Below are 13,116 nucleotides of genomic sequence, written 5' to 3' on the forward strand. Positions count from 1 at the left end.
ATCAGTTACCCGGGCCTAGTGCGCTCAGGCCGCGCAGAATGTCGATTGCATATGCGAGTTGATAGTCCTCTTCACGAAGGGCGGCAGTAGCCTCGGCACGGCTGGCGTCCTCCTCGATCTGACGGCGCTCGTCTTCTGAAAGGCTGTCATTGTCAAGCGCGCCGCGGAGATCAGCCTCGGAGCGGCGTTGGGGTGACTCTTCCTCCTCGGCCACGTTGCGGTTACGCGGTTGCTCGACGATGATGTCCGGCTGGATACCCAAGGACTGAATCGAGCGGCCTGACGGCGTGTAGTACCGCGCTGTTGTAAGACGCATTGCGCCATCGCCCCGCAAGGGCATCACGGTTTGAACCGACCCTTTACCAAAGGATTTGGTGCCGACCACGATTGCGCGGCGGTGATCCTGAAGCGCGCCGGCCACGATCTCGGATGCGGAGGCGGAGCCGCCGTTGACAAGGATCACGATCGGTTTGCCCTCACTGATATCGCCGGGTGTGGCGTTGAAGCGTTCGCCATCCTGCGGATCGCGGCCACGGGTAGAGACGATCTCGCCCGCGTCGAGGAAGGCGTCTGAGACAAAAACCGCCTGATTCAGAAGGCCACCGGGGTTATTGCGCAGATCAAGGACGATGCCGTTGATCGCATCCATGCCGCCTGCTGCTTCGACCTGTTCGTTGAAGCCATCTTCGAGGTTGCTCATCGTTTGATCATTGAACGTGGTGATGCGCAGGATGACCGAACGGTCCTCGGTGCGGGCACGCACGGCGGTCAGCTTGATCGTGTCCCGGATGATCGAGACATCGAACGGCTCGGTTTCACCGTCACGCACGATTGTAATGATGATCTCGGACCCGACCGGCCCGCGCATCATTTCGACGGCATCGTCCAGTGTCAGGCCGAGGAGGCTTTCGCCGTCAACAGCGGTGATGAAGTCACCTGCGAGAATTCCGGCGGCGTCAGCTGGTGTGCCATCCATCGGGGAAACGACCTTTACCCAGCCGTCTTCTTGGGTCACTTCGATACCGAGGCCGCCAAACTCGCCGCGCGTTTGCACGCGCATGTCTGCGGCGTCTTCCGGCGATAGGTAGCTGGAATGCGGGTCGAGCGAAGTGAGCATGCCGTTAATTGCGGCTTCGATCAAATCGGGGGCGTCAACCTCTTCGACATATTGGGCGCGGATGCGTTCAAATATATCACCGAAGAGATCAAGTTGTTCGTAAACAGTCGAGTTGCTGCGATCCTCTTGCGCAATCAAAGGACCGGCAATCTGCGTTGTTACCAACAGCCCGAGGATCGAGCCTGAAATGGCGGCGATGGCAAATTTCTTCATCAGATTTCCTTACTCGAATGCAAACCAGAGAGCGGGATTGACCGGACCATGCCCCTCCCTGACCTCAAGATAAAGGGTTTGTGTGGAAGGGACAGGTGCGAGAACCGAATTTTCAGTCAAATTTGCGTTTGTTGCTTCGTGATCGGTGCCCATCAGACCGATGGGAGCCCCTTGCGGCAAGACTGTGCCGACCTCTGCATAGATGTCGCCAAGGCCCGCAAGGACCATCAGGACATCTGGCGCAGGTTCAAGTATCACGACATTGCCGTATGTGAGCAGTTCGCCATAGAAACGCACTGTAGCTGCGGTTGGCGCGGTGACGAGCGCCTGCGGGCGTGCTGCGATGACAATGCCCGGTCGGATATTTCCGGCAGCATCGGCCTCGCCGGATTTGCGCAGGACGGTTCCGTTCACTGGCAGCGGGAGGGTGCCTTTGAGATCGGCGGCGTTGGGCGTTTCGGATTCGGGGCTTGGTAGGGACAATTCAGCAAGACCCGCTGCAAAAGCGTCCAATGTTTCGGTCGAGGCCAAAAGAAGCGCTGTTTTGATCGGATCCTCCAAATACCGCCTCGGCAGATCGCGGCGGTCAGCGAGGGCGTCACTCAATTCGGCGCGTGCTTGTTGAACCCCGGTTAAGCCATCAAGGACGGTTGTCTCGGCGTCACGCTGGAGTGCCTGAAGGATTTCAAGCTCTTCGAGTGTTTGAGTGAGAGTGTTGATTTCCTGTTGTATCGCTGGGGTGACGTCTGCGAGGAGCAATCCGGAGCGGGCAGTCCCAGCGGGGCCGTCAGGGTGTAAGAGCAGCGCAGATTGGGGTGTGCGGGAAAGGGTCTGCAATACGCCCAACAAGCGGGTCACATCTTGTTCGCGGGCGTGGAGATCAGCTTCGAGCGTTGCTTGGCGCGTTGCGGCGCGGCGCACGCTGTCGCGTAAGGCTGCCAAACCGTCCTCATAGGCACGGATTGCCTCGGTAAGGGCCTCGACACGCTCCGATCCAGTTTCAGCCCTATCGAGAATCTCGGATGCATTTTTTAGCCGATTTGATGCCTCGGCTGCCATCTCGGCAGGATCAGCACCCTGCGCAAAAAGGGGGCCGGATAGCCCGACCGCAGCCACGATCGCGGTTATTTTTCTCATTTTTTCATTAGGCTGCGGCCGGTCATTTCTGGTGGTAGGTCGAGGCCCATAAGATCCAGAACTGTCGGAGCGAGGTCTGCCAGAATACCGTTGTGAAGTTCTGTACCCTCTGGAGCCCCTATGACGGCAACAGGAACCGGGCTGAGCGTATGCGCCGTGTGGGGGCCGCCGGTTACGGGATCAACCATAACCTCGCAGTTGCCATGATCGGCGGTGATGATCATGGCACCGCCTGCCTTTTTCAGCGCTGCAAGGACACGGGAAAGGCCTTGGTCAACCGCTTCGCAGGCTTTGATCGCGGCCTCGAGATCGCCGGTGTGACCGACCATGTCCGGATTGGCGTAGTTGGTCACGATCAGGTCATAGCCCTTTTCGATTGCAGCAACAAAATGGTCGGTGACTTCTGCGGCGGACATTTCTGGCTGCAAATCATAGGTGGCAACCTTCGGGGATTTGGGCATATGCCTGTCTTCGCCCACTTCGGGGGTCTCTTTGCCGCCGTTGAGAAAGAACGTGACATGCGGGTATTTCTCGGTTTCAGCGAGGCGGAATTGGGTGAGGCCATGCTGTGCCACCCACGAACCGAGCGTGTTGTTGATTGCGCGCTTCGGGAAAACGGTCGCGAACCAGTCATTATGACGGTCAGAATATTCGACCATACCGAGATGGGCGGAAAATGCCGTGACATCGCCGCGTTCGAAGCCGTCGAAGTTAGGATCCGCGATTGCTGCAAGCAGTTCGCGCGCACGGTCGGCGCGGAAATTCAGGCAAAAGAAACCATCGCCTTGTTGGACGCCTGCGTAGGTGCCGATGCACGTTGCCTCAATGAATTCGTCTGTCTTTCCTGCTTCATATGCTTGCGAAATCGCAGATTGCGCGTCCTGTGCAGATGTGACGCCTGCCCCTTGCATGATGGCCCTATAGGCGGTTTCGACCCGTTCCCAGCGATTGTCGCGGTCCATCGCGTAGTATCGGCCAATGACCGTTCCGATAGTCGCGTTCTCGGGGAGGGTGGCGACCAGTTCAGCCATGAATTTCTTGGCGGAGCTGGGCGCAACGTCGCGGCCATCGGTGATAGCGTGTAAAATGACAGGAATGCCCGCAGCGGTCAGTTCAGCGATAGCTGCGCGAATATGGGTAATGTGACCGTGGACCCCGCCATCGGACACCAAACCCATAAGATGTGCCGTACCGCCAGTCTCTTTGAGCGTGGCGATGAAGCTTTGGAGCGCGGGCATTGCGCCGAAGCTACCATCTTCGATTGCGAGATCAATTTGGCCGAGATCCATCGCAACGGTCCGACCGGCGCCGATATTAGTATGACCGACCTCCGAATTACCCATTTGACCGCTGGGGAGGCCAACGTCGGGACCATGAGTGATAAGTTCTGCATTGGGGCAGGTGGCCACGATCTTATCAAAGGTGGGCGTATTGGCCAATAGAGTGGCGTTGGCGATCTTGTCCGCGCGCTTGCCCCAGCCATCAAGAATGCAAAGAACAACTGGCTTCGGGATGGTCATCTGGGTGGCTCCTTAGAGTTTGGCGCAGTTCTACAGTGGTTACGCGCTGCTTGGAACAGGGAGCACAGAAAATTGTACCCCTAACCGCCGCCGATGAGGGCGCCTGCAGCAAAGACCAACGCGCCGCCAAGAACGACTTGGAACGTCGCGCGGAGGAAGGGCGTATCCATATATTTGTTCTGAATCCAGACAATCGCCCAAAGTTCGATGAAAACAACGATGATTGCGGTGATCGTCGCGGTCCAGAAATCAGGAATGAGGTAGGGCATGGCATGGCCCAGCCCACCGAGGGTCGTCATAACGCCTGCGGCAATGCCGCGCTTGGTCGGGCTGCCGCGACCGGAAATCTGCCCGTCATCTGAAGCGGCTTCGGTGAAGCCCATTGATATGCCCGCGCCGATGGAGGCCGCGAGTCCTACGAGGAAGGTCGTCTCGGTGTTTTGGGTGGCGAAGGCCGTGGCAAAGATCGGGGCGAGCGTAGAGACAGAGCCGTCCATCAACCCCGCAAGGCCGGGTTGGACCCATGTTAGAACGAACTGGCGATGCGCTGCCTTGTTTTCATGGTCGATGGCATCGTCATCGATAAGTGATTGCTCCATTTCTTGGGCGGCCTTCTCGTGCCCTGCTTCGGCGGCAGCAAGGTCACCAAGGAGTTTACGGGTGTCTGTGTTGCTGGTGCGGGCTGCGGCTGCACGGTAGAATCGCTCGGCGTCGCGCTCCATTTGCGCGGCCTCTTCGCGGATGCGCTCAAGGCCTAGGTTTTCGATCAGCCAGACAGGACGGCGAGTGTGAAAGCCGGAAACGTGCTCGCGCCGGATCAGGGGAATTACCTTCCCAAAGCGTTGGTCATGCAACTCGATCAGGCGGCGGCGGTGTTCGTCTTCTTCCTTGGCCATTCCGTCAAAGATATTGGCGGTTGCGGGAAACTCCGCGCGCAAGCGTTCGGCATAAGAGCGATATATGCGGGCGTCGTCCTCTTCGGAAGAAATCGCAAGCGCAAGGATTTCCTGCTCGCTCAAATCACCGAAATTCCTGCGGTTTCCGATACCAGGGATCATGTTACACTCCTTAGAATAATTCTAAACTATTCAATTTTTTGATTGCTTCAAGTGGGGATTCGAATTGCTTGCTGGGGTAACGCTGTTGCCGGTAGGTTGTGGCTAAAGGAGATCAAATGCCACACAGCTCAGAACAACCGAAACGCGGGCGCAAATTTGACGAGGTGCTCAATGGCGCGCGGGAGGTCTTTCTTTCGCGAGGCTTCGAGGGGGCTGGCGTGGATGAGATCGCACGCGTTGCGGGGGTTTCGAAGGCAACGCTATATAGCTATTTTGCCGACAAGGAGCAGCTATTCGTCGAGGTGGTGCGCAGCGAGTGCAAGCTTATGGCTGACGGTGCTGCGGCCAGCATTGATGTGGGCGCGCCGGCTGCTGATGTTCTCTACTTTGTGGCGGAGCAGATTTTGCGATTCACGCTTTCTGAGTTCTCGATCAAGATCTTTCGCATTTGTGTGGCGGAAGCGGAGCGGTTTCCTAAACTGGGGCGGGAATTTTATGAAGCGGGGCCGCTCATGGGACAGCGGCGCCTTGTGGAGTTCTTCAAAGCGGCGGCGGAGCGTGGCGAACTGCGCATAACGAATTTTGAATTGGCGGCAGATCAGTTTTCGGAGCTTTGCCAGGCGCTACTGTGGCCGCAACTGGTTTTCGGCATTCGAACCGATTTCACGGACGACGAAATTGCTGAGGTATCGAGCGAAGCTGTGAAAACATTCTTGGCGCGTTTTGCATCCTGAAACGAAAATTCGGGGCCGATGGCCCCGAATCGCAAGACGTGTATCAGTCGGTGCTTAGTAGACGACGACCGAGCGGATCGACTCGCCGGCGTGCATCAAATCGAAGCCCTTGTTGATGTCATTTAATGACAGCTGATGCGTGATCATCGGGTCGATGTCGATCTTACCTTCCATGTACCAGTCGACGATCTTAGGCACATCGGTCCGGCCTCTTGCGCCGCCAAAGGCCGTGCCGCGCCAGCTACGCCCCGTCACAAGCTGGAAGGGGCGTGTGGAAATTTCGGCTCCGGCGGGTGCAACGCCGATGATGATCGACTCGCCCCAGCCTTTGTGGGCGCTCTCGAGTGCGGTACGCATCACTTGAACGTTGCCAGTGGCATCAAACGTGTAATCCGCGCCCCCTTTAGTGAGGTTGACAAGATAGGCGACAAGATCGCCGTCAACCTCTGTCGGGTTGACGAAATCGGTCATGCCGAAACGTTCTGCCATCGGCTTTTTGTCGGCGTTGATATCGACGCCGACGATTTGATCAGCGCCTGCAAGGCGGAGGCCTTGAATGACGTTCAGGCCAATACCGCCGAGGCCAAAGACGATCGCGCGGCTGCCAATTTCGACTTTGGCGGTGTTGATAACCGCCCCGATGCCGGTAGTGACGCCACAACCGATGTAGCAGATTTTGTCAAAAGGAGCGTCCTCTCGCACCTTTGCCAAGGCGATCTCCGGCAGGACGGTGTGATTGGAAAAGGTCGAACAGCCCATGTAGTGGAGAATCGGATCGCCATCGAGTGTCGAAAAGCGCGAGCTGCCATCAGGCATCAAGCCTTGGCCTTGGGTGCTACGAATTGACTGGCAGAGGTTCGTTTTGGGGTTGAGGCAATATTCACACTCGCGGCACTCGGGCGTGTAGAGCGGGATGACGTGATCGCCGGGCTTCAGAGATGTGACCCCGGGGCCGACCTCGACCACCACGCCAGCACCTTCGTGCCCAAGAATGGCTGGAAACAAGCCTTCGGGATCAGCACCTGAGAGCGTGAATTCATCTGTGTGGCAGATGCCTGTGGCTTTGATTTCCACGAGAACCTCGCCTGCGCGGGGGCCGTCCAGATTGACCTCCATGACTTCCAGCGGTTTGCCAGCGGCGAGTGCGACGGCGGCTTTTGTACGCATAAAACTTCTCCCTCGAATAACTATGGTAAGGTCGCTGAAACGGATAGCGCGATCAACCATAGAGTTTCTACCTTGATCGCATATTCGTTCGCGGAGGAGATTGGAAATGCGCCGTTCACTACAGATAGTTTCATCAATTTGCATTTTGATAATGTTGGCCGCATGTCAGACCATGGCGGTGCTTCCGGCGCTACCGAGCGCGGAGCAGGACACTTGTAATGCGGCACAGCACTCATCATTGATAGGCGCGCATGCGACTGACCTTGAGCGAACGCTCATTCTTCAGCCGGTGCGCGTGATCCGCCCTGATTCTCTTGTGACGATGGATTTTCTGCCGACGCGCCTGAACTTTCACATCAACGGGCAGAATGTGATTGCGCGCATTTCTTGTGGTTGAAAAAGCTTCGCCTCCGCGTGTTGGGGCGCGGAGGCTAGCATTTTAGCGATATCTCGACGAGGCGCACTGGGTGGGGGCAATGATGACGCCCCGCCGAGTAAGCATATCGCTCGACTCTCTTGCTAAAGATGTATTGCGGCAGGGCTTGGAGCGGATCGGGGCTTGATTGTGAAAAAATTAAGGCGAGCTTGAGGCGGCTTGATTTGTCTGGTCATCGGCGCAAGTCTAGGGGCATGACTGTACAGATGGTACCTCCTTTCACTGGCCGACATGAGCAGGTCGCGTTTCATCGGACCGAATTGGCGATCGTGCTCGGCCTCTATGGCAGGATGGTCGCTGCCGGTGAATGGCGCGACTACGGTATTTCGTGCTTGCGGGACGTAGCGGTTTTCTCGGTGTTCCGGCGCACAGCGGAGCATGCTTTGTACCGCATTGAAAAGCGCCCGAAACTACGCCTAAGACAGGGCCAATACGCGGTTATTGGCATGGACGGGCAGGTACTTAAGCGCGGGGATGACTTGCGCCAAGTTCTGCGTGTCTTGGAGCGCAAGTTGATCCGTGCGGTAGAGAATTAACGCCTCCTTCTCAACCCTTGGCCATACCCTCCAAAAAGTCGAGAAGTGCCCGCGCGCCTTGGCCAAAGCCGCCTTTCGGCCTTGAGGGTGCGGGGGCTTGCTGCCAGCCAAAGATATCGAAATGAACGTAGCGTGCATCGACAAAGCGCCGGAGGAAAAGAGCGGCCGTGATTGCGCCTGCTTTGCCGCCGGATGGTGCATTGTCGAGATCGGCAATACCGGGTTCGATCATGCTCTCATAGGCAGGGTGTAGTGGGAGCCGCCAAACGGGATCGAGGCTCTGCGCTCCTGCGGTGCTAATTTCGGCTGCGATTTGATCATCGTCAGTGAAAAATGGTGCGATATCTGCGCCGACGGCGACCCGAGCAGCGCCTGTCAGCGTGGCCATTGAGATCACCAGATCGGGGTCGGCTTCGTCTGCGAGCGCCAATGCATCGGCCAGAACCAAGCGCCCCTCGGCATCGGTGTTATTGATTTCGACTGTCAGACCCTTGCGCGAGGTCAGGATGTCCTGTGGTCGGAAGGCGTTACCTGCGACACTGTTTTCGACGGCTGGGACAAGGACGCGCAGGCGTATCGGAAGGGCGAGTGCCATGATCATGTGCGCAAGACCGAGGACCGTTGCTGCGCCGCCCATGTCCTTTTTCATCAACCCCATCGATGAGCCGGGCTTGAGGTTGAGGCCGCCGGTATCGAAACAAACGCCCTTTCCAACAAGCGTAACAGCGGGGCCGGTGGAGCCCCAATTCAATTCGATAAGCCGAGGCGCCCGATCGGCGGCGCGCCCGACCGTGTGGATCATTGGAAAGTTCTGTTCAAGCAGATCATCCCCGCGAATGGCTGAGAAACTCGCCCCGAACTTTTCAGCCAAGCATTGGGCAGCGGCTTCCAATGCGTCTGGTCCCATGTCCGAGGCAGGTGTGTTGATCAGATCTCTGGTTAGAAATTCGCCTGCGGCAATGGCCTCGAGCCGGTCACAGTCAATGCCGATTGGCCTTGCGAGGCGGGCTTTGGGCTTCTCCTGATCGTGGTAGCGGGAGAAGCGGTATCCTTCAAAGAGCCAGCCGAGCGCGATTTCGGTCGTTAATTCCTGCGAGATGTCGCCAGAAAGCGCATAGGTGCCGGCAGGCAGATGCGACGCAGCCTTTGCGGCGCCAAACTTTGTTCGGAGGCGGGCTTTGGCATCGCCCAATCCGACTACAGCGGCGGAGACGTTTCCGTGAGCATCCGGGATAGTGATGGTTTGACCCAGACGTGCGGTAAATCCGTTCCCCTGAATCCACGCCATTTGCCGGCTCGGCAAAGCCGCGAAGAAACTTTCGAGATCAGCGGATTGAACGGCGTGGAGAGGGATGTCGTTGGCAGAAGGAGCAGCGAAGGTCGCAATCATGATAAGCCTTGAAGGAAGAAGTTTCGAGTGACGAGAGTAACGACCAATTAGATGGTCGCAAGAGCTATACGGCGTGGGAAAGCTCTCGAAATCGAGAAGAAAGCTGCGTATCAATTGGAAAAGCACAAAGTTGGATGTTGAAATGAAGAATGCCAAACCCCTTCCCGACTATTTGGCGAAACGCTATCTGGGCTGGCGGGCAACGAATTATTCGGACAATCGCGCATGGTACAAGCGCTTGGCCGAGATCGGACAACATCCGCGCGCTATGGTGATTTCCTGTTGTGATAGCAGGGTTCATGTGACGTCGATCTTTGGCGCAGATCAAGGGGAGTTCTTTATTCACCGCAATATTGCGAGCCTCGTTCCGCCTTATAACCCTGACGGCGAGTACCACGGCACTTCTGCGGCGGTTGAATATGCCGTCAATTCATTGAAGGTCGCGCATTTGATCGTGCTTGGGCATTCAAGCTGCGGTGGCGTGCGGGGATGCTACGAGATGTGCTCAGGCCGCGCGCCGGAGCTGGACGAAAAAACAAGCTTTATCGGGCGCTGGATGGATATTTTGCGGCCAGGTTATGAGCGCCTTCCTGAGGGTGACGATGAGATGAGGCAAAGCACGTTGGAAAAAGAAGCTGTTCTTGTGTCCCTCGAAAACCTGATGACTTTTCCGTTTGTCAGAGAAGCCGTGGAAAACGAAATGATGAGCCTGCATGGGCTTTGGAATGATATCGGGGAAGGCACGGTGGAGTGCTATCAACCGGAAACTGGAAAGTTCGAACCGGTTCATTAATGCACAAGGCCGCGCATTTAGCGCGGCCTTGTTGCAATATATTTCTGGCTAATTTTATGCTTTGAGAAGGCGCAGGTTGCCGCGCCGCGCGACTGTTTTGAGTGGGCGCGCTGCCAAAGTCTTGAGTGCGTGAACGCGGCCGTTGCGCGCTTTTTGGGTCAAGGACATCGGATCATTCCATTTGTTGATCCCGGGCCACCACTCACCTGCAGGGAAAGTTTGGGGGGGCAAGCAGCAGGCCCGGGACTTCGACTTAAGCGTGATTTGATCTGGGTTGGGGGAAGATCATCTCACCCTTAAAATGTACCCGAGTTCGAGCGGCGCTGTCTTTTCCTCAAAGGAATGTTTTTTCGAACATTCGTATCGCAAACATATTCTAAAGATGTATTTTTTAGGGTCTTTTGCGGGTTGAGTAGGGTCATTTTAGAGATTCCATCTTCGGGGGGCGCCAATTGATTCTCGTAAAAAGTGTTTTTGGCGACTCGGCATCGCGGAATCAAAAACGCCCGCCATTTGGCGGGCGTTTCGTATTTCGTGGAAGGGTCGCTTAGCCCTTTTGCAGTACTTTCTGGCCAAGCACCTCAGCGATTTGGACGGCATTCAGCGCCGCGCCTTTGCGGAGGTTGTCGGAGACGCACCAGAGATTGATACCGTTTTCAATGGTGCTGTCCTGGCGAATCCGGCTGATGAAAGTTGCGAAATCGCCAACACATTCTACTGGCGTCGCGTAGCCGCCGTTTTCCCGCTTGTCGATTACCATGATTCCCGGAGCTTCGCGCAGGATGTCACGGGCTTCTTCTTCATCGAGGAAATCCTCGAACTCGATATTGATCGCTTCCGAGTGGCCGACGAACACCGGAACCCGCACGCAGGTTGCTGTGACCTTGATCGACGGGTCGATGATCTTTTTGGTTTCGGCGACCATTTTCCACTCTTCCTTGGTGGAGCCATCGTCGAGAAAAACGTCGATGTGCGGAATGACGTTGAACGCAATCTGCTTAGGGTAAACGGAAGGTGCAAGTTCCTGACCCGGGACATACATGCCTTTGGTCTGATCCCAAAGTTCGTCAATCGCCTCTTTTCCTGAGCCGGACACGGACTGATAGGTCGATACGACGACGCGCTTGATCTTGGCGCGGTCGTGCAGCGGCTTGAGAGCCACTACCATTTGTGCGGTCGAACAGTTGGGGTTGGCGATGATGTTCTTCTTCGAATAGCCGTGAATCGCATCTGCGTTAACTTCGGGAACGATAAGAGGCACATCGGGGTCATAGCGGTAGAGCGACGAGTTATCGATCACAACGCAACCTGACGCCGCTGCTTTCGGGGCATAGGTCTTGGTTGCATCAGAGCCGATGGCAAAAAGCGCGATATCCCAGCCCGTGAAATCAAATGCATCGAGATCAAGGGTTTTAAGGGTTTTGTCGCCAAAGCTGACTTCAGTGCCGAGAGATTTTCGGCTGGCCAGCGCAGCGATCTCATCCACAGGGAACTCGCGCTCGGCGAGGATATTCAGCATTTCGCGACCCACATTACCCGTGGCGCCGACGACGACGACTTTGTAGCCCATTGGCTTTGCTCCTTCATTGAGACGGGCGCGTCTTATAAGGAACAAAGGCCAAGTAAAAGGGGAAAGCCGAAATATGCCTCCAAAAGCCACTACATTGCGCGGCTATGGCGGCCGTCGGGCATTTGGTAGGCATCAATCTCTTGTGCGGCGAGACGCGCGATGAGGCGCGCATCCCTGATCAAACGAATTTTTGATCCCGTGACCTCGATGTGATCGGCAAACCGCAACCTAAGTGATGTCGTCATGTCGAAGATTGCGAGTTGGGTCGTGCCGAAGCGATGGGCAAGCGAGGCGGCATCCAATTCGAAATTGCACATTAGCTCGTCAATCATCGTGCCACGCAGTTGATCGTCTGCGCTCATCGTGTGCCCGCGTGCGGTCGCAAGGTGCCCGTCTTCAATTGCCGCAGCGTATTTGGACGAGGTGGAGTGGTTTTGCGCGTAGCCTTGGGGGTAGCGCGAAATGGCAGACGCTCCAAAGCCGATCAGCACGTCAGCGCTATCTTCCGTGTAGCCCTGAAAGTTGCGGCGCATCGTCCCGTCCCGCGCGGCGACGGCGAGGCTGTCGTCAGGGCGGGCATAGTGATCAATGCCGATTTCTTCGTATCCGTCCCAAACGAACAGTTTGCGCGCGATTTCAAAAAGCTTCAGCCGATCTTCGGCGTGGGGCAAGGCCTCACTTGGGATCATCACCTGCCGCTTCGCCATCCACGGCACATGGGCGTAGCCGTAGAGCGCGACACGGTCAGGCGCTAGGGAAAGCACTTTTTGCACCGAGTCGGTCAAGCGGGCATTTGTTTGATGGGGCAGGCCATAGAGAATATCCATGTTGAGCGAATTTACGCCAGCTTCGTGCAACATGTGGACCACGTTCTTGGTGTCTTCGTAGCTTTGCTGGCGACCGATGGAATCCTGCACAAGCGGGTCGAAATCTTGCACGCCGATTGACGCACGGGTCATACCGATTTTGCGCAATGCGTCGATACGCTCTTGATCCACTTCGGTGGGGTCGATCTCCACCGAAAATTCCAGATCGTCCGATTTCGGGCGGAAGTTGTTGACCAGTTCACCGAGCCGTTCGATCAGGCTGGGGTCGAGGATGGTTGGCGTGCCGCCGCCTAAGTGAATGTGGCTGACCTTCACGTCTTTGGGAAGGTACTTGTCCACAATCTCGAACTCTTTGGCGATCTGCGCGAGGTAAGGGACCAAAGGACGGTTTGTTGACGTGCCTTGGGTGCGGCAGGCGCAGAACCAGCAGAGCCTTCGGCAATATGGGATATGCACATAGAGAGAAACGCGCCCTTTGATCGGAACTGCTGACAGCCATTTTGCTGTTGTTTCAGGGCCGTTGGCCTCCGTGAAATGATTGGCTGGCGGATAGGATGTGTAGCGGGGGACACGGGCGTCAAAAAGTCCAAGCTCTCGAAGGTCGCTATGTGTGGTCAT

General features: G+C 56.5%; 12 protein-coding genes. 4 read left to right on the plus strand and 8 right to left on the minus strand.

The genetic code is table 11. The features are described 5' to 3' along the window. Nucleotide 1 precedes the first annotated feature (1 nt). The 4 genes from AB1E42_RS02195 to mbfA form a co-directional block, all read right to left on the minus strand. Nucleotides 2–1,330, minus strand: a complete 1,329-nt coding sequence (locus AB1E42_RS02195) for a S41 family peptidase (RefSeq protein WP_368345368.1) — start codon at nucleotides 1,328–1,330, stop codon at nucleotides 2–4. Between the two features lie 9 nt (nucleotides 1,331–1,339). Beyond that, nucleotides 1,340–2,467: a murein hydrolase activator EnvC gene (locus AB1E42_RS02200; RefSeq protein ID WP_368345369.1), complete on the minus strand. Its 1,128-nt coding sequence runs from the start codon at nucleotides 2,465–2,467 to the stop codon at nucleotides 1,340–1,342. Then, nucleotides 2,464–3,987: a 2,3-bisphosphoglycerate-independent phosphoglycerate mutase gene (gene gpmI / locus AB1E42_RS02205; RefSeq protein ID WP_368345370.1), complete on the minus strand. Its 1,524-nt coding sequence runs from the start codon at nucleotides 3,985–3,987 to the stop codon at nucleotides 2,464–2,466. Before gpmI ends, AB1E42_RS02200 begins: the two co-directional genes overlap by 4 nt. An 80-nt stretch (nucleotides 3,988–4,067) precedes the next feature. Further along, nucleotides 4,068–5,045, minus strand: a complete 978-nt coding sequence (gene mbfA, locus AB1E42_RS02210) for an iron exporter MbfA (protein ID WP_368345371.1) — start codon at nucleotides 5,043–5,045, stop codon at nucleotides 4,068–4,070. Between the two features lie 116 nt (nucleotides 5,046–5,161). On the opposite strand from mbfA, the gene AB1E42_RS02215 reads away from it, so the two are divergent. Further along, nucleotides 5,162–5,779, plus strand: a complete 618-nt coding sequence (locus tag AB1E42_RS02215; RefSeq protein ID WP_368345372.1) for a TetR/AcrR family transcriptional regulator — start codon at nucleotides 5,162–5,164, stop codon at nucleotides 5,777–5,779. A gap of 54 nt (nucleotides 5,780–5,833) precedes the next feature. On the opposite strand, the gene AB1E42_RS02220 is transcribed toward AB1E42_RS02215, so the two are convergent. Then, nucleotides 5,834–6,946 (minus strand): S-(hydroxymethyl)glutathione dehydrogenase/class III alcohol dehydrogenase, encoded by a 1,113-nt coding sequence (locus AB1E42_RS02220; protein ID WP_368345373.1) that lies wholly within the window; start codon nucleotides 6,944–6,946, stop codon nucleotides 5,834–5,836. 106 nt (nucleotides 6,947–7,052) lie between these two features. Between AB1E42_RS02220 and AB1E42_RS02225 the strand changes: the two genes are divergently transcribed. Both AB1E42_RS02225 and AB1E42_RS02230 read left to right on the plus strand, forming a co-directional pair. Next, the gene (locus tag AB1E42_RS02225) at nucleotides 7,053–7,343 is read left to right on the plus strand and encodes an I78 family peptidase inhibitor (RefSeq protein WP_368346350.1); all 291 of its coding nucleotides are present in this window, start codon (nucleotides 7,053–7,055) and stop codon (nucleotides 7,341–7,343) included. A 233-nt stretch (nucleotides 7,344–7,576) separates the two neighbouring features. Then, nucleotides 7,577–7,918: a DUF2794 domain-containing protein gene (locus AB1E42_RS02230; protein ID WP_368345374.1), complete on the plus strand. Its 342-nt coding sequence runs from the start codon at nucleotides 7,577–7,579 to the stop codon at nucleotides 7,916–7,918. Nucleotides 7,919–7,928: 10 nt separating this feature from the next. Here AB1E42_RS02230 and AB1E42_RS02235 read toward each other — a convergent pair whose 3' ends face one another. Beyond that, nucleotides 7,929–9,308, minus strand: a complete 1,380-nt coding sequence (locus AB1E42_RS02235) for a M17 family metallopeptidase (RefSeq protein ID WP_368345375.1) — start codon at nucleotides 9,306–9,308, stop codon at nucleotides 7,929–7,931. Between the two features lie 142 nt (nucleotides 9,309–9,450). Here AB1E42_RS02235 and AB1E42_RS02240 point away from each other — a divergent pair, with 142 nt between their 5' ends. Further along, nucleotides 9,451–10,101 (plus strand): carbonic anhydrase, encoded by a 651-nt coding sequence (locus AB1E42_RS02240; protein WP_368345376.1) that lies wholly within the window; start codon nucleotides 9,451–9,453, stop codon nucleotides 10,099–10,101. A gap of 547 nt (nucleotides 10,102–10,648) precedes the next feature. On the opposite strand, the gene AB1E42_RS02245 is transcribed toward AB1E42_RS02240, so the two are convergent. Continuing rightward, nucleotides 10,649–11,671, minus strand: a complete 1,023-nt coding sequence (locus AB1E42_RS02245) for an aspartate-semialdehyde dehydrogenase (RefSeq protein ID WP_368345377.1) — start codon at nucleotides 11,669–11,671, stop codon at nucleotides 10,649–10,651. An 89-nt stretch (nucleotides 11,672–11,760) separates the two neighbouring features. Then, on the minus strand, nucleotides 11,761–13,116 hold the full coding sequence (gene hemN / locus AB1E42_RS02250) for an oxygen-independent coproporphyrinogen III oxidase (protein WP_368345378.1): 1,356 nt from the start codon (nucleotides 13,114–13,116) through the stop codon (nucleotides 11,761–11,763).

The organism is Pelagovum sp. HNIBRBA483 (assembly GCF_040931995.1).
In the GTDB taxonomy this organism is placed as follows: Bacteria; Pseudomonadota; Alphaproteobacteria; order Rhodobacterales; family Rhodobacteraceae; genus JAEPMR01.